The following is a 20942-nucleotide window of genomic DNA, read 5'->3' on the forward strand; positions in this document are numbered from 1 at the left end:
CGTGTTATATGTAGTATTCTCATATGTGGCAATAAAAAAGAACAGCTCATCAAGAGCTGTTCTTTTTATGTTACCAAATCTTAGAAGAAGAAGTGGTGAATTTCATGGATGAAATGTTGACCGAAGAAGGAGATACAACCATGCATAACGATGAAGATCAAGAAGTATTTGAATGCGCTGTTCATGATAACGCTTGCTTCGATTTCATGTTCTAAGTTGTGAGCTTCTTCAGAATTAATTTCTTTGTGGTTTTCTAGGTATGCTTTCAAAGCAGGACCTACGGCACCAATAGAAATCGCGATGGATTGTGGGGACAACATTTTGCCGATACCAGCTGCACCGGAGTTAACTGCTGCCAACCAGAAGCCAAGGTCTTCGAAGTTTGTAGGATCTAAACCTTGAGCTGCAGCGATTTGAAGTGGGCCAAACAATACGTTGGAGTTTGTACCGGAACCTGTCAAGAAGGCACCCAATGCACCTACGATAGGAGCGAATAGAGGGTACAAGGAACCTGTACCGGCAACCATTGCTTTCGCAATATCTGCAGTCATACCAGAGTAAGTCATCAATTTAGCTGTCATAACAACTGTGATGATTGTAAGGTATGTGAATTTCAAGTTTTTAACTGTGGAACCCAATGTACCGAAGATTTCGCCAGCTTTTGCTTTTTGGATGAAACCACCAACAATACCAGCGATGAAGATCATGATACCAGGAGTTGCAATCCATACGAATGTGTAAGGTTTTGCACCAGGACCTTGGTAGATAGGTACAGATGTTTTAATGGACGCAAGAGGACCATTAATTGCAGGGAACAATTTGGAAGTTAATAACAATAATACGAAGATCAAGATGAATGGCATTGCAGCTACAAGGCCTTCGCCACCGGAAACTTTAGGAACTTCGCCAGTTTGTTTAACTGCGTATGCAGGATCATTAGGAGGCATAATTTTTGCACAAATAATGATAACTGCCATGATAACGATGGATGCAGAGATTACGGATAATTCTGGACCCATTACTGCGTTGATTATAGTTTCAGGAATAGCTAATGCTAAACCGGAAAGTAATGTTACAAGGAATACACCTTTTAACGCTTTAACACCGCCACCAATGATCATAACAACGAAGAATGGTGCGATAAGGTTAAGCAAGAATAATTGTACGGAAATGAATGTACCTAAATGGCTTGGATCAAGGCTTGTTAAGGATGCCAATGTAGTTGTTGGAATACCAATGGAACCAAATGTTGTTGGTACAGAGTTTGCAACGAGACATGCAATGATAGATTTTAGCGGGTCAAAACCTACTGCAACCATCATAGCAGCTGGAATTGCAACGGCAGTACCAAAGCCAGCCATACCCTCCATGAAGGCACCGAAGCCCCATGCAAGTAACAATGCAAGTACACGAGTATCAGATGTTACAGAAGAAAGCATTGTTTTAATAGTTTCCATTGCTTTCGTATGTACTACCAAGTTATAAACGAAGATAGCAGCTGTAATAACTAATAGGATTGGCCAGATTGCCAATGCGGCACCTTCAAGGGCACCAGTGACCATAATAAATGGGTCAGATTGGAATGCTGTAATAGCGATGATGAAAGAACCGATTGCAGCAACACTTGTTGCTTGCCATGCTGGTAATTTCAAGATGGATAACGCTACGATCAACCAAATGATTGGAGATAGCGCTAATAGAACGGTGATAGCACTCATTTCTAAAATCATCCTTTCAAGAAAAATAAAAATATATGCTTAACAGGACGATGTAGCTTAATCAATTTAATTGATGAGTAAATCGCTATTATATTAAGTTGTAAAAGTTCAGTTAAAATAAAGGATTACAATAAAATAACAGATATACTTATCATAAAAAGTGATATATCTCTTAAAAATTTTTAACCTCATTACATATGAGGTTAAGAATATAAGAGAGGGGACATAAACAGTGTTTATGTCCCCTTCTTTACTGACTACATGTCCGTGTTAGGGCCTTTGTAAGGTCTTAGGTATTAGTAGTTACCTTTGAACATTGTAGCAGGAGCTTCTGGTACATAATCGCCGAAGTAGGATTTGAAGTCTAGACCTAATTCGTTGCAAAGATCTTGAACTTCTAGCATTGTACCGTTAAGTACAGGGATGCCTTCAGCTTTAACTTTTTCAACGGATTCATGTTCTTTTTCACCATGAGTGTAAATGCGGTCTTGACCAGCAGCTTTAGGAGCTTCACGTAATTCTTGTAAGAATTGGGAGAAGTGTTTTTTGATTTCAGCTGGGTCACCGAAGAATTCAGGGTTGATAGCCATGAAGCCGTGGCAGATATTGGATTTACCGCCAACCATACATTTGTTGGAAGTACCGCCTTGGGACAAGATGGAGGAGAATAATTCAGCAATCATGCCGTTACCATAACCTTTGTGGCCGCCAAGAACTTCTGTAGCACCACCTAAAGGAAGGATACCGCCGCCTTCATGACGGGAGATGTTGCCCAATACTTCAGCTGCATCAGTGGAAGGAACGCCGTCTTTATTAACAGCCCAACCATCTGGAGTAGCTTTGCCCATTTTGTTGTACATTTCAAGTTTACCACGAGTTACTACTGTAGTGGAGCAATCGAAGAAGAAGTCAACAGGATCAGCTGGTACAGTCCAAGCGATAGGGTTAGAACCAAGCATAGCTTTACGAGCATATACAGGAACCATGATTGCTTCGGAGTTTGTACAAGAGAAACCGATTAAGCCTTGGTCGGATGCCATTTTAGCATAGTAACCAGCGATACCATAGTGGTTGGAGTTACGTACGGATACGATACCAACACCGGATTTTTTAGCTTTTTCGATAGCCATTTCCATAGCCATGTGGCCCAAGATTTGGCCCATGCCGTCATGACCGTCGATAACTGCGGAAATTGGAGTTTCTTTTACGATTTCAGGTTTTGCGTCGATTTTGATCAAGCCATTAGTGATACCTTTGTGGTAACGAACCATACGTTGCATACCATGGCTTTGAATACCGAACAAGTCGGAAGTCAAAAGTACGTCTTGGATGATGTCAGCTTCTTTTTCGGAGAAACCGAATTTTTGGAAAGCGTCCATGCTTAATTTTTTCAATGTTTCATAAGGGAATAACACAGTGTTTTTTGCGTCTGCCATCGTTAAAACCTCTTTTCAGAAAATATGTACCTGATATAGTAACGTCACTCTAAAATATCATGAAGTTTAAATGATATCTGGTGAGCTCTATATCCTCTCAAATGACAATGTCAGTATAGCACAGAAAGAAGTGAGATTGAATAGTCTTACAGTCTGAAACACATTACTAAATACGCATACGTACCGGTGATGTTTGTCACATATTCCGAGGTCGATTACTGAAACATCCGATTATACCTAAAACTATATGGTTATGACTTTTAGTTATGATTGCATGATTTTTTTATAGATTTTCAGTATTTTTATAGAGCTTATTAGTATATCTGTTTAGGCTTTGAGCAAGAATGAGAATGGATAAACATCGATAAAACTTGAAATGTTCAATAACATATATAAAAATTTTTGATATGTATAGCAACGTATTGTGATAACTGAATGTATTGATATGCATGATATGCAATGATTTTAATCTTTGTGAAGATAGAAAATGTGTTAAAGGTTACACTTATACAGACAATGCTGTAATATAATATAAATATACATCCTATAGTTTATATAATTTATAAGCGAGGTGCTTATTTTGAAAGAATACAAATCAGTATGTCCTTATGATTGCCCAGACGCATGTGGTCTAATTGTATCGGTAGAGAACAATAGAGTAGTATCTGTTCGTGGTAATAGAGATCATGCTTTTACAAGAGGTACATTGTGCCCTAAAATGGCGCATTACGAACAAGTGGTTCATTCTCCATTGCGTTTACAGTACCCAATGAAACGGATTGGTAAAAAAGGAATCGGTGAAGACCAATATATACGTATCAGTTGGGATGAGGCATTAGATACCATTGTTAATAATTTTAAAGAAACTATTAGTACTCATGGCAGTGAAAGTATTTTGCGCTACTCCTATGCAGGTACGATGGGTGTGATTCAAAGCCCAGCAGCAGATTACTTTTTCCGCCGTATTGGTGCTACAGACCAGGACCGTGGTATTTGCTCCCCTGCAAAACAGGCAGGATTCCGCTCTGTTTATGGCGATACACTAGCCATTAAACCGCAAGAGGCACAACATAGTGATTTAATTGTTCTATGGGGCATTAATGCCACTGCTACTGATGTTCATATCTTACATGATGTAAACATAGCAAAAAAGAATGGCGCTCAAGTTTGGATTATTGATACTCATAAAACCTATACTTTTAATCAAGCTCATGAACATATTTACGTAAAACCTGGTAGTGATGGTGCCTTAGCGTTAGGTATGCTTCATATTATTCATCGAGACGGTTTAGCAGATATAGATTTTATTAAGAAACATGTACAAGGTTATGATGAACTCGTAAACGATGTGTTGCTTGATTTTACACCGGAAAAAGCATCTGAACTTTGTGGCGTTTCCGTAGAACGTATGATTGAGTTTGCCCATGCCTATGCTAAAGCTAAGGCTCCATTTATACGTCTTGGCAGTGGGTTATCACGCTATGGGAATGGTGCTATGAACTGTCGTGCTATTAATGCATTACCTGCTGTAGTTGGAGCTTGGCAATATTTAGGCGGTGGCTTATTATCGAGTGCTAGTGGTAGTAAGTTTGTGGGCAAAGAAGTGATGCAACAGGCTCATGTGGATGCACCAGCAAAGCGATTGATGCCTATGATTAAACTAGGTGAAATGCTTACAAACCCATCAGGTACAGCTGTGCATAGTCTTTATGTATTCTCTAGTAATCCGGCTATAACAGCACCTGATCAAAATGTAGTGCGAAAAGGCTTGATGAGAGATGATTTATTTACGGTTGTTCACGAACGCTTCTTTACCGACACATGTAAATACGCCGATATTGTATTGCCCGCCACAACATCAGTAGAACATGACGATATATATAACTCCTATGGGCACTATACAATTGGAACGGGTTATAAATTAATCGATCCTATTGGCGAATCCCGCTCTAACTGGCAAGTGATTTCTGAATTAGCTAAACGTATGGGACTTACAGATGAATTCTTTAAGCATAGTGAACGAGATTTAATAGACCAAATTGTAAGTGCGTCGCACCGTATTTCTAAGGATGATCAAAATTTAATTCTCCAAGGTGAACCAGTAGAGATGACGTTGCCTGAAAATTATAAATTAGATTTTAAAACGCCATCTGGAAAGATTGAGTTATATAATCCACATGATGTGGAGCCACTAATTCGTTATTTACCGCCTTATGGTGATAGTGCACCATTCTGGCTTATTATCGGTAATGATATTCGCATTTTAGATTCTAGCTTCTGTGAGTTAGAATTTGATGATCCTGAATTGATGAAACTACGCATCAATCCTAAAGATGCAAAAGTATATAACATTAATGATGGCGATGAAGTGGAAATCTATAATCAACGTGGTAGTGTAAGAATTAAAGGTTACTACGATGAAGGTGTACAACGAGGTACATTGGTAACCCTTGGTGTATGGTGGCAATCACAATCTAGTGATCCTAATGTAGGTATTAATGTACTTACAGCAGACAGACCTACGGATCAAGGTTGGGGTAGTACATTCTATGATGTGCAAGTTTACATCAAAAAGGCGGATGTTTAATTTCCTTTACTTATGGGAATAATATTATGCTAATATATCATAACAAGGATATTTTTGTTGCATACATATCCTCATTAGGATTATAATAGTAACATTATTTCTATATATAACCTGAAGGGGGTTACGTTTATGAATGGTAATGATAAATTATCTGCCCGCGCCTATTGGGCTATAGGCATGATGTTATTCGCCCTATTCTTTGGGGCAGGGAATTTGATCTTCCCAGCGGCCTTAGGTCAACAAGCTGGTAGTAATGTAGGTTGGGCTTTGCTCGGCTTCGTATTAACAGGTGTAGGCCTTCCACTTTTAGGTGTTGCAGCGATGGGGTACTCCTCCTGTAAAGATGTTGAAGAACTTGCGAGCCGTGTTCATCCAATTTATGGCTTGTTGTACACAATTTCTCTTTACTTGAGTATCGGTCCAATGTTTGCGACGCCACGTACTGGTACTGTAGCTTATGAAATTGCAATTAAACCTTTCACAGAAGGTTTAAGCATGAATATGGAACCAATTTTCTTGGCATTATTCTTTGGTGTTTCTTTGTGGTTATCCATTAGCCCACAAAAGCTTGTTAATCGTATCGGTAATATTTTGACACCAGCATTACTACTTGTAATTCTGTTGTTAATTATTAAATCCTTTATGACTCCGCTAGGCGGCTATGCAGTGCCACAACCTACTTATGGTGATGCACCTACAGCTGTGTTGCAAGGTTTCTTGGACGGCTATAATACGATGGATGCATTGGCTTCCGTAGTATTTGCTATTCTTGTAATCGACTTTGTTCGTCTTAGCGGCGCTACATCTCGTGCGGTTATTACAAAAACAGTAATGGAAGTAGGTGCTATTGCAGTATCTCTTCTTGGTATTGTGTATGTATTTATCGCTAACATTGGTGCTACTAGTGTTGAACGCTTTGGTTTGTTTGATACAGGTGCTCCTGTGTTGTCCGTAAGTGCTAACTACTTGTTCGGTGAATTCGGTCAAATTATCTTGGCTATCATCGTTCTCTTGGCTTGCTTGTCTACGAGTATCGGTCTTATCACTTCTTGTGGTACGTACTTCCACAAGTTGACACCGAAGATTAGCTATAAATTATATGTAGTAATCTTCTCCGTAGCAGCATTTGGTCTTAGCATGTTCGGTTTGAAAACAATCATCAGTGCAGCGATTCCAGTGTTGATGCTCTTGTATCCGTTAACGATTGTAATCATCTTGTTAGCACTTTTTCACAATGTGTTCGGTGGTCGTCGTTGCGTATACGCATGGACAATGGCTTTCACAATGATCTCTGCTCTTATGACTGGTCTTGAAACGGCAGGTATTGCACCTGTTGCATTGGAACAGCTCTTTACTCAATACATTCCATTCCAGGCTGCTGGCATGGGCTGGGTGAGCTTTGCGGTATTAGGCTTTGTTGTAGGTCTTATCCATAAAGGTCTTGTGTCCGAAAATAAATAAATAATATTAAAGGTTCTATACTTTCGTTTTGGGTGAAAGTATAGAACCTTTTTGTGTCTTAAGGGTTGTCATATAAAATTGATTTTGTGAGTAGAAGTTTCTATAATAAGAATATAGATAATGAATGAATGAAGGAAGGAAGATTTTATGCGTAGTACTCATTGTTTACCTAGTTATAGTTTTGGCGGTCATGAGGTGTTCGATGCTATTCCCAAATTTACAAAATTATATGGTAAGTCTGTAGCTATCATCGGTGGTGAGACAGCTCTTTCTAAAGCTTTGCCACACATTCGTCCAGTGCTTGATAAAGCAGGGATTAAAGTGCTAGATATTATTCACTTTGGTGGAGAGTGTACTTTCGCTCGAGGTAAGGAAATTGCACAAATGGCTTCTGTAAAAGATGCGGACTTTATGTTTGCTGTTGGTGGTGGTAAGGCCATGGATACGGTAAAAGTAGTAGCTCTAGAGTTAGATGATAAACCATTCTTTACAATTCCGACCATTGCCTCTACTTGTGCTGCAACGTCAGAAGTAGCAGCTGTTTACACTGCAGAGCATACTTTTGATGACGTAGCCTTTGTAAATCATCCTCCTGTGCACTGCTTTATTGATGCTGATATTCTCGTAGAAGCACCAAGCCGTTACTTGTGGGCGGGAATGGGAGATACTATTGCAAAACACTATGAAACTCATCTTTCTGCTCGCAATCGTGAGCAAGATTATAATACTCAGTTAGGCCTTACTCTAGCTTCTATGTGTAGTGAACCAATTTTAGTACATGGTATACAAGCCTATAAAGACAGTCAAGCTAAAAAACGTAGTGATGCATTTGATACCATTGCTATGACTGTTATCTTTACTACCGGTATTGTATCGGGTTGTGTTCCTATGGCATATAATAGTAATATGGCTCATGCTGTATGTTATGGCTGTGTTACTAATAAAGAAACAGAAGAAAACCATTTGCATGGTGAAATGGTAGCATATGGCTTACTTATTTTGTTAACCGTTGACCAACAAATGGATGAATTACAACGGTGGTTGCCAATATACCGCGAATTAGGTTGGCCTACTAAACTTTCACAGTTAGGTCTTACTGCATCGCATATTCCTCAAATTGTTGAAAAGGCTACATCTGTTCATGATATTGATGTATCTCCGTACAAAATTACAGCAGATATGTTGACTAAGGCTATTCAATACATGGAATCTCTTGATTAATATAATTTGTAACCGTTTGTGTATGTTATGTGATGAGGTTATAAATGCGAAAAATTGAAAAGGGTGGCTTATATCGTCATTTTAAAGGCATGTACTATTATGTGTTAGATGTTGCAACTCATTCGGAAACGAGTGAACAGTTCGTAGTGTATCAAAAATTATATGATCAACGTGACTTATATGTACGACCACTAGATATGTTTTTGAGTGATGTGGATCGTGAAAAATATCCTGATGTAGAGCAGAAAGAGCGATTTAAGTTAATGAGCGGACGTGATTAGGAGGGCCTGTGGAACAGAAATTTTTCTTTTTCGATATAGACAATACCTTAGCTGTGTGGCCGGAAGGTAAAATTCCTGACAGTGCACAATATAGTTTGGATGAACTGAAGCGCCGTGGCCATCGGGTAGCGCTTGCTACAGGTCGTATCCAAGTAGATGCTAAGCGTTTTGCTGAGCAAGCAGGTCTTACAGATTTTGTGGCAGACGGCGGACATAGTGTTACTGTTAATAATGAACTAGTGTCCATGATTGGCATGGATCGTGACGCATGCATTAACTATTTGGAATATTTAGAGTCCCATAATATTCCTTGGGCTGTAACAGATCGGAATAAATTAGGCCGAATTACGCCGTATAAGGAAATATTAGATTGGCATCCGAATTGGGATGTTTTTAAAACGACAGTAGATCCTAATTTTGACTTTCATAATGTAGAAGAGTTTTATAAGATTTATGTGTTCTTTAAAGAAGGGGAAGAAGAGGAAAAAGAAATTGAGCATATGACGCATAAGCTCATTCGTTATGGCGATGGCTGTGTTTTATATGAACCAATGGAAAAAGCTTTGGGTATTCGCAATATGCTTGATTATTTTGGTATGAAACCTAATCAAGCCGTAGTGTTTGGTGATGGATATAATGATTTATCTATGTTTAGGCCAGAATGGCTTAATATTGCCATGGGGAATGCACGTGCTGAATTGAAAGAAAAAGCCGATTATATCACTACCGACTGTGATAAGGATGGCATTTATAATGCGTGTAAGCATTTCAAGTGGATTGATTAGTTTGAGTTAATTCCAAGCAGACGGTTTGGCGCAATTAAAAGGTGGCTTCCAAGAAGGTGCTATTACTAACCAACCTCACTATGACAGATTGCAAGACGCTTTGGAAAAATCTAAAAAAGAAGGTTCTACATTCAAGGATCTTGATGCAGAACGGGACAATCTATTGAACGTTCTTAATGAATTAGTGCCAGTGTATAAAGAGTTGACTTCTTATAATGACTCTAAAGCCTATATGAACGATGGCGGTGCTAAAGGTAAAGAGTTAGCTGCTAAATATGTAGCTTCTGTAGAAAAATTTGATACAGCGTATGCTAAATTTAGTGATGTTCTTACAAAAACTAACAATGAACAAACTCAAAAACAAGTTGAAAAATTGAAAAAAGAAGGCAAGAAAGGTTATGCGGCAGCAATGGAATCTACGCTTCGCTTGAGTAACCTTGTAGAAAACCTTGAAAAAGCTCCTCAAAAAGCTGATAAGGCAGCTGTAGAAAAAGAGCTTTCAGAAATCGATGCATTGCTCAAGAGTGTGAATAATGATCGTGGACAAGTTCTGGCTGATCGTTACAATTCCGTAGTCGGTTCCGTACGTCAAGTACTTGCAGATTCAAACGAAAACAATCTTGACGAAATGATTCAATCCTTCAATGCTTATATTGATACCTATAACAGCACGAACCCAGAACAATTTGATGGTAAATAATAGCTAATATATAACTGAAAGTATAAGGTTATATAATTTGGTAAATTTAATAATTATTTAAACCAAATTTTCTCTAAAACATGATATACTAAAAAAGAGCCGCTCACGGGTTGAGCGGCTTTTCTATGTGAATTTTACATACATGTTAGTATAAACAATATATTTTGGGGGAACTATGAACTGGAAACGCTTGGCTTTATGCGCAATGTTGGGGATTACAATGCTTGGTACAGCAGCTTGTGGTACAAAAAGTGGGGAACAACCACAAGGTAATACTGTAAAAGCAGAAACTGTAACTATGCCTAACTTCTCTAACGCACCAATTGCTGATGAGTATGCTATTTTTGATACAAATTATGGTCAATTCAAAGTTCGTTTGCTAGGCTCTAAAGCGCCTATTACTGTAAAAAACTTTGATTACTTAGTAAAAAAAGGTTTCTATAATGGTGTTACATTCCACCGTGTTATCGAAGGCTTTATGATTCAAGGTGGGGATCCAGATGGTACAGGTGCTGGCGGTCCAGGCTATACAATTCCTGATGAATTCTCTAATGATTTACATTTCAACAAAATGGGCGTTCTTGCTATGGCAAACCGTGGCCCTAATACAGGGGGCTCTCAATTCTTCATTACCTTGGGACCTACAGATTGGTTAGATAATAAACACACTATTTTTGGTACTGTTGTACAAGGTATGGACGTAGTTGAAAAAATCGGCAAAGTAAAAACAGGCCGTAATGATAAACCAGTAGAACCAGTAATCATCAATACCATTACATTGGAACCGATTACTGATGATGCAAAAAATGGCAAATAAGGCTACTAAGTCTAAAGAGCGACACTATGTGTATTTAGTGCGTTGTTCTGATGATTCCTTGTACTGTGGGTGGACCACCGATATTGAGCGCCGTATAGAGGCTCATAATGGGCTTATTCCAGGCGGTGCTAAGTATACGAGAGGGCGACGTCCTGTTACATTGGTGTATTCTGAAAGCTTTCACAATAAACAAGATGCACAACGTAGAGAATATGCCATAAAACAGATGACAAAGACTAAGAAATTGCGACTCATTGAGGGTGCAAAATAGTCTTTGATTATGGTATAATATGATGATTAATTACTGCCATGGAGGTTGAAAAATGAAGCGGGTTCTAGTGTCCGTAAAAAGTGTACAACGAGATATGGACGGCAAGGATACCGTAGTGGAACTGATTTCCCCAGGTACATCACATGAAAAGGGTAATGCCCAGTATGTGCGTTACGAAGAATCTAGTGTGACTGGCTTAGATGGGGTAAAGACGACCATTAAAATCCATGATGACTCTATTGTATTGCTCCGAACAGGGGCTGTTAATATGCGTCATCAATATGTCCGTGGTGAAGAGCGCGAATCCGTGTATGAAACACCGTATGGTGATTTGCACATGGCCGTGAACACTCATGAATTAACAGTAGACTTTCACGAAGGCGTAGGTCATGTTCATTTAGGATATGATATTTCTGTCGAAGGTGAATGGCAATTTTATAATCAGTTAGATATAGACGTGCGGGAGGATACAGAGCATGGACATGAAGGAAATCCTGAAATCGGGGATTGAACAGGCATTACAAGATACGATTAACAGTGGTGGCTTACCAGCTGGTGAATATCCAGAAATCGTTCTCGAAGTGCCACCTCAAAAAGAATTCGGTGATTTTTCTACAAATATTGCGATGCAATCCGCTCGTGTAGCTCGTCAAAACCCTCGTGCTATTGCAGAGGCTTTGATTAGCCATATGAATTTTGATTGGCTTGAACGCGCTGAGGTTGCTGGTGCAGGTTTCATCAACTTCTTCTTGAAATCTGATATGGTGTACGATACGTTGAAAGCTATTTTAAATGCTGGCGATCAGTATGGTATTCAACCATTGCGTGCACGCGATACGATTCAAGTAGAGTACGTAAGTGCGAACCCAACAGGTCCTTTACATGTAGGTCATGGTCGTGGTGCTGCGTATGGTAGTGCTCTTGTAAACTTGTTGCGTGCAGCAGGTTATAATGTACAGTCTGAGTACTATATCAATGATGCAGGTAACCAAATCGATAATATGGCTATCTCCATTGAGTACCGTTTCCAAGAGTTGCAAGGTGCTACATTAGTGTTCCCACCTAAGCGCAACGAAGATGGTTCCATGCCTGAATTCGATATTCCAGAAGGGGCTCTCGTGTTCCCTGAAAATGGCTACCGTGGCCCTGATATTATCGAGACTGCAAAAGCTATTGCTGAACGCGAAGGCTTTGATAAATTGAATGCTATGAACGAAGCTGATCGTGTAGCATTGTTTAAAGAAGAGGGCTTAAAAGAAAAATTAGCTCGCTTAGAGGAAACATTAAGCAATTTCCGTGTTACTTTCGATAATTGGTTCTCTGAACGTACTGTTCATGAAGCTGATGAAATTCATCACTCCGTAGAGGCGTTAAAGGCTCTTGGCAAAGTGTATGAAAAAGACGGTGCATTGTGGTTGAAATCTACTGACTATGGCGATGATAAAGACCGTGTAGTTATTCGTGATAATGGAGTTCCTACATATTTAGCGGCAGATATTGCATACCACCGCAATAAATATGATCGTGGCTTCAAAGAAATGATTGATATTTGGGGCGCTGACCATCATGGTTATGTATGCCGTGTAAAAGCTGCTATGGCTGCTTTTGGGTATGACCCAGATAAACTAACAGTATTATTGTTACAAATGGTAGCATTGTTCCGCGATGGACAACTCGTTAAATTATCAAAACGTAGCGGCGATAGCGTTACATTAGATGAATTGATTGAAGAGGTTGGCGTAGATGCATCTCGTTACTTCTTCTTGATGCGTTCTCTAGATAGCCAACTTGATTTTGATATTAACTTGGCTAAATCTCGTAGCAATGATAACCCAGTGTATTATATCCAATATGCTCATGCTCGTATTCATAGCATTTACAACCAAGTGCATGAAGCTGGCATCGCATTTGGCGATTATAGTGAAACTGATTTCACAACGCTTACAAGCGAAATGGAATTAGAATTGATTAAAAAATTAGCTGAATATCCAGAAGAGGTCGTTCAATCTGCCGAACATCGTGCACCACATCGTATTGCTCGTTACTTATTCGATTTGGCAAGCATGTTCCATTCCTTCTATCGTCAAGGTCGTATCATTGGCGTAGATCCAGCGTTGCAACAAGCTCGTCTAGGATTAATCACAGCGATTGCCCTCGTACTTCGTCAAGGCTTGGGTATTTTAGGTATTTCTGCTCCGGAAAAAATGTAATAGGTGGGAGGCATCATGGCAACTAAGTATATTTTCGTAACTGGCGGCGTTGTTTCTTCTCTTGGTAAAGGGATTACAGCAGCATCCTTGGGTCGCTTGCTTAAAAACCGCGGTTTCAATGTAACGATTCAAAAATTTGACCCATACATTAATATTGACCCTGGTACGATGAGCCCTTACCAACACGGTGAAGTATTCGTAACAGATGACGGTGCTGAAACTGACCTTGATTTAGGCCATTATGAACGCTTTATCGATATTAACCTTAGTAAACGTTCCAACATTACAGCAGGTAAAGTGTACTGGTCTGTAATCAATAAAGAACGTAAAGGTGATTACTTGGGCAGCACTGTACAAGTTATTCCACACATTACAAATGAAATCAAACAAAACGTGTACCGCGTAGGTAAAGAGGATAACGCAGATGTAGTTATCACTGAAATCGGTGGTACTGTAGGTGATATTGAAAGCTTGCCATTCATGGAAGCTATCCGCCAAGTGAAAAAAGACGTAGGTCGTAATGATGTACTTTACATTCACGTAACATTGGTGCCTTACATCAATGCAGCAGGCGAGTTGAAAACTAAACCTACACAACATAGCGTAAAAGAATTGCGCAGCATTGGTATTCAACCAGATATCTTGGTATGCCGCAGCGAAAAACACATTTCTGATGAAATGAAAGAAAAACTTGCTTTATTCTGTGACGTAGAACCAGAAGCAGTTATTGAAAACCAAACTTGCAGCTCCATCTATGAAGTACCATTGATGATGCAAGATCAAGGTCTTGATGATATTGTTATCAAAAAATTAGGCCTTGAAGAACGCCCTTGCGATATGACTGAATGGAAAGAAATGGTTCATAAAATCTTGAACCCTAGTAAAGACATTACAGTTGCTATCGTTGGTAAATATGTAGCATTACATGATGCGTATTTATCCGTAGTTGAAGCTCTAGATCATGCTGGTATCGCTACAGGTACTAAAGTTAACCTTCGTTGGATTGACTCCGAAGAACTAGATGATACATCTGTAAATCCTAAAGAAGTGTATGAAGGTGTTGATGGTATCATAGTACCAGGCGGTTTTGGTTCCCGTGGTGTAGAAGGTAAAATCCGCACAATTCAATATGCTCGTGAAAACAATGTTCCATTCCTTGGATTATGCCTTGGTATGCAATCTGCAGTAATGGAATTTGCTCGCAACGTATGCGGTATGGAAGGTGCTACATCTAGCGAATTCGACGAAAATGCTAAATACAAAGTAATCGACTTGATGAGCGATCAAGTTGATGTAGATAAAAAAGGCGGTACAATGCGTCTTGGTATCTATCCATGTAAAGTAGAAGCAGGTACAAAAACTCATGAAGCTTATGGTGAAGACTTGATCTATGAACGTCACCGTCATCGTTATGAGTTCAATAATGAATACCGTCAACAATTGACTGATGCTGGTCTTGTTATCTCCGGTACATCACCAGATGGTCGTCTTGTAGAAAGTGTGGAAGTGAAGAACCATCCATTCTTCATCGGTACACAAGCGCATCCAGAACTTAAATCCCGTCCAAATAATGCACATCCATTATTCCGCGGCTTCGTAGATGCGATTTTGGAACTAAAAAAATAGAGTAGAGCCATGGGATCTCTTTTATCTATTATAGGTATCTTTATATTAGCTGCACTCAAACTAGAGCAGTTTGTATATGGTAAATCTGGAAAAGAACAATCTACAACTGGTCACATAGCACGGAGAGGGCTTGCTAATATAGCGGGTTTAATCGCTTTTGATCATTCTACTGTAAGTAGTAAATCTATTGTAGTTCGTAAAAAGAAGAAAGATGCTCAGAAATGAGCATCTTTCTTCTTTTTTGGCTCTATAATAAATGTTGGGGTGACACCACTACGGTGTCACTTCCAACATTATTTTTTTGCAAAAAAATAAGCATATAAGGCTCACATGCTTTACAATAAAAGTGTCAAAGTCCTAAAGAAAGGATGTGAGCTTATATGCCTACTACTGATTATACTGAATTTTTACATAATGTAAAACAAGAATATATTACAAATAGCTATGAATTAGACGGAATATTTATTTTTGACATAGAATTACCAGCAACATCACATATTTGCCCAAAGTGTGGAGAAAGCACAAAGCATATTAAGGATTACCGCATACGTACTGTAAAGTTTGGAAAAGTACAACGAGGTCCACTAATTGGAAAATACAGACAGCGTCGGTATATTTGTCCGCATTGTGGTCATTCTTTTGCTGAAAGCAATCCATTTGTACGAAAACATATGCAACTAAGTGTAACTAATATTAGAATGCTATTTGATAAACTTACTGAAAGTGTAACCTATACAGCTATTGCTAACGAGTGTGATACATCTATTACTACAGTATTACGTTATTGCTCTATGATTACTATACCTAAGCCCAAGACCTTACCCACTGTGATTGGTATTGATGAGTTTAAAGGAAATGCAGAAGGCTACCAATACCAAGTTAATTTAACTAATCCAGATACACATGAAATATTAGATATTTTACCGAAACGTGATACGCAAGCATTAATCCACTATTTTGCATCATTTAAACATAAGGATCGCCTACAAGTTAAGTTTATTGTAATGGATATGTCCATACAATTTAAGCGCATCATGGAGGCGCTATTTCCACATGCGCATATTATCTGTGATCGATACCATGTATGTCGACTTGTAGATTGGGCGGTAGAGCGAGTTAGAAAGCGTGAGCAACATAAACTGGCTGCTTATTCACGTATGTTAAAACAGAATCGACGTGTACTAATGAAGCATCCAGACCATTTAACGGAAGCCGAACATATTAAACTATGTGAAATACTCAGAATATCTGATGATTTACGAAAAGCATATGCTTTAAAACTTTCTTTTAGAAAAATCTTTTCAATCTATGGTAAACAAAGAATAGCTGCACATTTAACGCATTGGTTGGAATTAGTAAAAGCATCTGGCTTAAATGAATTTAATAACTTCTTTACATCATTTCCTGCATGGATGACGCAATTAACTAATGCATTCTTACTTCCATATTCTAATGGATACACAGAAGGAACTAACAACAAAATTAAAGTATTAAAACGGATAAGCTATGGACTTCGCCACTTTGGTAGATTTAGAGTACGTATTCTACTTTTGAGCAAAAAGAATGGCACCAACCATAACTATGATTGGTGCCAAAGAAGACTCGTAGGGTGAATACCCCAACATTTGACAGAGAGCCTCTTTTTTATTCATATCGATAAATGTTGGAAAAATATATCGATAAATTTAAAAATAACACTTGCAATCTTGAATGATATTTGTTATTATATAGACAAAGATAGATATAGATATAGATTTGGTGATAAGTACACTGATAATAATATAATTGTTACATTGGAACTCAATTAAGGAGGACATAACATGTCTATTATTGGTAAACAACTTCCTGAATTTACTCTAGATGCTTTCAAAAAACCTGAATTAGTAAAAGTTAGTACTGCCGATGTGTTGGGCAAATGGTCCATCTTCGTATTCTATCCAGCAGACTTCACATTTGTTTGCCCTACAGAATTAGAAGACGTACAAAACTCTTATGCAGAATTGAAAGAACTAGGTTGCGAAGTTTACTCCGTATCTTGTGACTCTGAATTTGTTCACAAAGCATGGTCTGATGCTTCTCCAAGCATTAATAAAATCGAGTACTACATGTTAGCTGATAAAAAACATGAATTAGCTGATTTCTTCGACGTATTCCAAGAAGAATCCGCTATGGCTTACCGTGGTACATTCGTAGTAGATCCAGAAGGTTTCGTTCGTACAGCTGAAATCCATGATATGGGTATCGGCCGTTCTGCTGAAGAATTGGTTCGTAAAGTACAAGCGGCTCAATTCGTAGCAAAACATGGTGACCAAGTGTGTCCTGCACGTTGGAAACCAGGTAAAGACACATTGAAACCAGGTCTTGATCTAGTAGGTAAAATCTAATTTAGAAATAACTTAGACGCTAGAATAATCTAGACAACTCCTCAAATGACAAAACGGGCGCGCATCGTTTTCCTGACGATACGGTAAGTCCCAATACCAGATGAACCCTCTCCAATTCATCATGGTAAACCTCATATAACAAACTACAAACTATACGCAAAAGGACTGGCCTTCGGGCTAGTCCTTTTGTGTTATGTAAAATAGTTAATGTATCGATATGTGTGATTGCTAGTCTAATAATAGAATAAAATAAATCAATAATATAGGCTTAGACCAATAAATATAAGGGTTTTAAATATCCCTTTGTAAAAGTAGGAAATAAGTTCTTGCATTTTTGAATTTAGTGGTCTATAATGAAATTAATTCCTATTGATATACAAGGTTTTATAAATGAAGTAGGATGAGTGTTTTATAACATGGGGTGTGTTAGCACTAACTTTTATAAAGAGAGGCAAGATATATGAGGATTTCCACAAAAGGTCGCTATGCATTGATGGTTCTCATCGATTTAGCAGAGCAAGGTCAGGATAAACCGGTTTCTTTGCGATCCGTTGCAGAACGACAAGGTATATCTGAGAAATACCTTGAGGGTATTGTGGCTCGTTTGGGTGCCGCTAACCTAGTGGATAGTATTCGTGGTAAATACGGAGGCTATCGCTTATCTAAAAGCCCTAAAGAGTACACTATTATTGAAATTTTGCTTGCCACGGAAGAATCCATGGCTATCATCTCCACTCTTGATGAAGGGGTGAGTACTGATACAGTAATCAATGAAAGAACTGTTGGTTTCTGGGCAGGATTACAAAACTATATTCATGATTATCTAGAAAACGTAACTCTTCAAGATGTAATTGATGGAACTTACGCTAAACTTGATACAAAATATGATAATTGGGATGGTTCTATTTAATAAGGAGTAACTATTATGTCTAATATTGCAAAATCTTTCGTTGAATTAATTGGTAAAACACCTTTGTTGGCAGCTACACGTTTTGGTAAAAAATATGGCGCAGATGCAAATATTTTTGCTAAATTGGAATACTTTAATCCAGGTGGCTCTGTAAAAGACCGTATTGCTGCAGCAATTATTCAAGCAGCTGTTGAATCTGGTGAATTACAACCAGGTGGTACAATCGTAGAAGCTACATCTGGTAACACTGGTATCGGTTTATCCGCTGTTGGTGCTGCTCTTGGCTATAAAGTTGTAATTGTAATGCCAGAAACAATGTCCATCGAACGCCGTAAATTGATGCTTGGCTATGGTGCTCAACTTGTGTTGACTGATGGCTCTCTTGGCATGAAAGGTGCTATTGCAAAAGCTAAAGAAATCGTAACAGCTACAGCTGGTGCCATCGAGGCGGGTCAATTCGTAAATCAAGCAAACCCAGCAATTCACTATAAAACAACTGGTCCTGAAATCTGGCAAGATACAGATGGTACAGTAGATATCTACGTAGCTGGTGTTGGTACAGGCGGTACTTTGACTGGTGCAGGTCGTTATTTAAAAGAACAAAACCCTGACGTAAAAATTGTGGCTGTTGAACCAACTGATTCCCCAGTATTGTCCAATGGCAAACCTGGTCCTCACAAAATCCAAGGCTTAGGCGCTGGCTTCATTCCTGATACTTTAGATACTTCCATTTATGATGAAGTAATCCAAGTAACTAATGATGATGCATTTGCTACATCTCAAGCATTTGGTCATACAGAAGGTATCCTAGTTGGTATTTCCTCTGGTGCTGCTCTTTGGGCTGCTCAAGAATTGGCTAAACGTCCTGAGAATAAAGGCAAAAACATCGTAGTAATTCTTCCTGATACAGGTGAACGCTACTTGTCCACAGCATTATTCCCAGAAGTATAATAGAATATGATTGGTGAAAGCTGTGAATATGCTTTCCTAATATAGCAAAGCCCCTCGTTTTTGATATGTACCCCCTTTACTGGACAACCAGTAAAGGGGGTATTTTCATGAGATATAGTTATCAATTTAAAAGGAAAGCAATTGAATTATTCTATCGAGGTGAATGGCCTAAGACACCTAACGGTGTAACAACAGATACATTTCATAGACTAATAAGAGACTGGGTTAAACTAGAGCAGCATCATGGCCCGGACATTAATAAAAATCGAGGGACTAATAAGTATTGGACTCCAGAAGAGAAATATAGTTTGGTATGCCAAGTCCTCTCTGGACAAGGATTGAGAACAGTAGCTATTGTAGCTGGTATTAATTCTGGGCAGCTGTATCAATGGGTTCATAAATACAAAACTTTGGGATACAATGGTCTTATCAATAAATCTAAAGGGCGACCATTAAAGGATTCCAAAATGAAACTACCAAAGAATACTTCACCTCGAACACTGAATGAGAGTGAATATGAAGAACTCATTCGCTTACGTGCTGAAATTGCGTATATTAAAGCTGAAAATGAAGTCATAAAAAAAGAGATTGCCTTGAGAGAAGAAAAAGAGGCTGCGCGACTCAAGGCGAAAAAGCAGCGATTATCAAAACGCTTCGCCAGCAAGGCTATCAACTAAAACATCTTTTGAAAGCTATGCCAATGTCCAAATCTACCTATTATTTTGAACTTACTAAAGTAGATCTTGTAGATAAAAGAAATACAGAGCTAAAAGATGAAATTCAAAAGATTTTTACAGAACATAAAGGGCGGTATGGTGTACGCCGTGTATATCGGGAGCTTCTTAATCGAGGTTTTGTAGTTAATCATAAACGAGTACAAAGACTTATGCATTGTATGGGACTCGCAGGAAAGCGACCGAAAGAAAAGTATCACTCTTACAAAGGGAAAGTCGGTAAGGTAGCAGAAAATATCGTCAATAGAGATTTTAGTACAACTGCACCATTACAAAAATGGACTACTGATGTGTCTCAATTTAATTTCTCGTGGGGAAAATGCTATTTGTCACCTATTTTAGATATGAATACGAATGAGATTATTGCTTATGACTTAGCATTAAGGCCCAACTTAGAACAAATTTCTCGTATGTTAGAGAAGGCATTTAAGAAGTTTACGAATCTTTCGGGATTAATCTTCCACTCTGATCAAGGCTGGCAATACCAACATAACTATTTTAGACAAGCACTTAAAGAACATGGCATTATTCAGTCTATGTCTAGAAAAGGAAATTGTTATGATAACTCTGTGATGGAAACCTTTTTTGGTAGATTGAAAACAGAAATATATTATGGTTTTGAAACAGAATATTCATCATTTAATGCTTTTGCAGTAGCAATAGAAGAATACATTAACTATTACAACAACAAAAGGATCCAGAAAAAAACAAAATGGATGCCTCCTGTAAAATACAGGGAAGCATCCATGTGTTTAGGCTAGTAAATAATATGTGTCCAGGAAAATGGGTACATATCATTTGAGGGGCTTTTTCGTGCTTAACATAGTGGAAGTTTATGTTAGAGATATTT

20 protein-coding genes are annotated in these 20942 nt (G+C 38.5%); 18 read left to right on the forward strand and 2 right to left on the reverse strand.

What is annotated here, in order from left to right:
• Positions 1-80 precede the first annotated feature (80 nt).
• Both O3607_RS08320 and O3607_RS08325 read right to left on the reverse strand, forming a co-directional pair.
• A complete protein-coding gene (locus O3607_RS08320) occupies positions 81-1718 on the reverse strand; it encodes an L-lactate permease (protein ID WP_178885580.1) in 1638 nt (545 codons plus the stop codon).
• A gap of 296 nt (positions 1719-2014) precedes the next feature.
• On the reverse strand, positions 2015-3154 hold the full coding sequence (locus tag O3607_RS08325) for an Ldh family oxidoreductase (RefSeq protein ID WP_105084988.1): 1140 nt from the start codon (positions 3152-3154) through the stop codon (positions 2015-2017).
• Positions 3155-3734: 580 nt separating this feature from the next.
• Here O3607_RS08325 and O3607_RS08330 point away from each other — a divergent pair.
• From O3607_RS08330 to O3607_RS08415, 18 genes are all read left to right on the forward strand, one after another.
• Positions 3735-5741, forward strand: a complete 2007-nt coding sequence (locus O3607_RS08330; RefSeq protein WP_371443678.1) for a molybdopterin-dependent oxidoreductase — start codon at positions 3735-3737, stop codon at positions 5739-5741.
• A gap of 129 nt (positions 5742-5870) precedes the next feature.
• Positions 5871-7202, forward strand: coding sequence for a branched-chain amino acid transport system II carrier protein (gene brnQ / locus O3607_RS08335; protein WP_349224554.1), 1332 nt, complete (start codon positions 5871-5873; stop codon positions 7200-7202).
• A 147-nt stretch (positions 7203-7349) separates the two neighbouring features.
• Complete coding sequence (locus O3607_RS08340; RefSeq protein WP_213467254.1) at positions 7350-8423, forward strand: iron-containing alcohol dehydrogenase family protein; 1074 nt, start codon at positions 7350-7352, stop codon at positions 8421-8423.
• A gap of 44 nt (positions 8424-8467) precedes the next feature.
• The gene (locus O3607_RS08345) at positions 8468-8704 is read left to right on the forward strand and encodes a DUF1653 domain-containing protein (protein ID WP_371443679.1); all 237 of its coding nucleotides are present in this window, start codon (positions 8468-8470) and stop codon (positions 8702-8704) included.
• Positions 8705-8712: 8 nt separating this feature from the next.
• On the forward strand, positions 8713-9489 hold the full coding sequence (locus O3607_RS08350; RefSeq protein ID WP_060924407.1) for an HAD family hydrolase: 777 nt from the start codon (positions 8713-8715) through the stop codon (positions 9487-9489).
• Positions 9490-9514: 25 nt separating this feature from the next.
• The gene (locus O3607_RS08355) at positions 9515-10189 is read left to right on the forward strand and encodes a DUF3829 domain-containing protein (protein WP_371443680.1); all 675 of its coding nucleotides are present in this window, start codon (positions 9515-9517) and stop codon (positions 10187-10189) included.
• A gap of 175 nt (positions 10190-10364) precedes the next feature.
• Positions 10365-11006, forward strand: a complete 642-nt coding sequence (locus O3607_RS08360; RefSeq protein WP_005385330.1) for a peptidylprolyl isomerase — start codon at positions 10365-10367, stop codon at positions 11004-11006.
• A complete protein-coding gene (locus O3607_RS08365) occupies positions 10996-11277 on the forward strand; it encodes a GIY-YIG nuclease family protein (RefSeq protein ID WP_371443681.1) in 282 nt (93 codons plus the stop codon). The genes O3607_RS08360 and O3607_RS08365 overlap by 11 nt, the downstream gene beginning before the upstream one ends.
• A gap of 52 nt (positions 11278-11329) precedes the next feature.
• Positions 11330-11788, forward strand: a complete 459-nt coding sequence (locus O3607_RS08370; RefSeq protein WP_060924404.1) for a DUF1934 domain-containing protein — start codon at positions 11330-11332, stop codon at positions 11786-11788.
• Entirely contained in the window at positions 11754-13487 is a 1734-nt protein-coding gene (gene argS / locus O3607_RS08375) for an arginine--tRNA ligase (protein ID WP_371443682.1), read from the forward strand. The genes O3607_RS08370 and argS overlap by 35 nt, the downstream gene beginning before the upstream one ends.
• 15 nt (positions 13488-13502) lie before the next feature.
• Positions 13503-15113 (forward strand): CTP synthase, encoded by a 1611-nt coding sequence (locus O3607_RS08380; RefSeq protein ID WP_295203450.1) that lies wholly within the window; start codon positions 13503-13505, stop codon positions 15111-15113.
• A 9-nt stretch (positions 15114-15122) separates the two neighbouring features.
• Entirely contained in the window at positions 15123-15338 is a 216-nt protein-coding gene (locus O3607_RS08385; RefSeq protein WP_287514212.1) for a hypothetical protein, read from the forward strand.
• 155 nt (positions 15339-15493) lie between these two features.
• On the forward strand, positions 15494-16726 hold the full coding sequence (locus O3607_RS08390; protein ID WP_316417294.1) for an ISL3 family transposase: 1233 nt from the start codon (positions 15494-15496) through the stop codon (positions 16724-16726).
• Between the two features lie 207 nt (positions 16727-16933).
• Positions 16934-17497, forward strand: coding sequence for an alkyl hydroperoxide reductase subunit C (gene ahpC / locus O3607_RS08395; RefSeq protein ID WP_004698190.1), 564 nt, complete (start codon positions 16934-16936; stop codon positions 17495-17497).
• A gap of 460 nt (positions 17498-17957) precedes the next feature.
• Positions 17958-18407 (forward strand): Rrf2 family transcriptional regulator, encoded by a 450-nt coding sequence (locus O3607_RS08400; protein WP_004698292.1) that lies wholly within the window; start codon positions 17958-17960, stop codon positions 18405-18407.
• A gap of 15 nt (positions 18408-18422) precedes the next feature.
• Complete coding sequence (gene cysK / locus O3607_RS08405; protein ID WP_005385347.1) at positions 18423-19358, forward strand: cysteine synthase A; 936 nt, start codon at positions 18423-18425, stop codon at positions 19356-19358.
• A 107-nt stretch (positions 19359-19465) separates the two neighbouring features.
• Positions 19466-20035: a transposase gene (locus tag O3607_RS08410; protein WP_371443683.1), complete on the forward strand. Its 570-nt coding sequence runs from the start codon at positions 19466-19468 to the stop codon at positions 20033-20035.
• Complete coding sequence (locus tag O3607_RS08415; protein WP_371443708.1) at positions 19999-20853, forward strand: IS3 family transposase; 855 nt, start codon at positions 19999-20001, stop codon at positions 20851-20853. The genes O3607_RS08410 and O3607_RS08415 overlap by 37 nt, the downstream gene beginning before the upstream one ends.
• The last annotated feature ends 89 nt before the right edge of the window (positions 20854-20942 follow it).

Origin of the sequence: Veillonella sp. 20925_1_51, from assembly GCF_041431445.1 — a bacterium.
Taxonomy (GTDB): Bacteria; Bacillota; Negativicutes; order Veillonellales; family Veillonellaceae; genus Veillonella; species Veillonella nakazawae.

Coding starts and splice junctions, on each gene's coding strand:
- O3607_RS08320 (WP_178885580.1), bottom strand. CDS start 1,718: ATGAGTGCTATCACCGTTCTATTAGCGCTATCTCCAATCATTTGGTTG.
- O3607_RS08325 (WP_105084988.1), bottom strand. CDS start 3,154: ATGGCAGACGCAAAAAACACTGTGTTATTCCCTTATGAAACATTGAAA.
- brnQ (WP_349224554.1), top strand. CDS start 5,871: ATGAATGGTAATGATAAATTATCTGCCCGCGCCTATTGGGCTATAGGC.
- O3607_RS08340 (WP_213467254.1), top strand. CDS start 7,350: ATGCGTAGTACTCATTGTTTACCTAGTTATAGTTTTGGCGGTCATGAG.
- O3607_RS08345 (WP_371443679.1), top strand. CDS start 8,468: ATGCGAAAAATTGAAAAGGGTGGCTTATATCGTCATTTTAAAGGCATG.
- O3607_RS08360 (WP_005385330.1), top strand. CDS start 10,365: ATGAACTGGAAACGCTTGGCTTTATGCGCAATGTTGGGGATTACAATG.
- O3607_RS08365 (WP_371443681.1), top strand. CDS start 10,996: ATGGCAAATAAGGCTACTAAGTCTAAAGAGCGACACTATGTGTATTTA.
- O3607_RS08370 (WP_060924404.1), top strand. CDS start 11,330: ATGAAGCGGGTTCTAGTGTCCGTAAAAAGTGTACAACGAGATATGGAC.
- argS (WP_371443682.1), top strand. CDS start 11,754: ATGGACATGAAGGAAATCCTGAAATCGGGGATTGAACAGGCATTACAA.
- O3607_RS08380 (WP_295203450.1), top strand. CDS start 13,503: ATGGCAACTAAGTATATTTTCGTAACTGGCGGCGTTGTTTCTTCTCTT.
- O3607_RS08385 (WP_287514212.1), top strand. CDS start 15,123: ATGGGATCTCTTTTATCTATTATAGGTATCTTTATATTAGCTGCACTC.
- O3607_RS08390 (WP_316417294.1), top strand. CDS start 15,494: ATGCCTACTACTGATTATACTGAATTTTTACATAATGTAAAACAAGAA.
- ahpC (WP_004698190.1), top strand. CDS start 16,934: ATGTCTATTATTGGTAAACAACTTCCTGAATTTACTCTAGATGCTTTC.
- O3607_RS08400 (WP_004698292.1), top strand. CDS start 17,958: ATGAGGATTTCCACAAAAGGTCGCTATGCATTGATGGTTCTCATCGAT.
- cysK (WP_005385347.1), top strand. CDS start 18,423: ATGTCTAATATTGCAAAATCTTTCGTTGAATTAATTGGTAAAACACCT.
- O3607_RS08410 (WP_371443683.1), top strand. CDS start 19,466: ATGAGATATAGTTATCAATTTAAAAGGAAAGCAATTGAATTATTCTAT.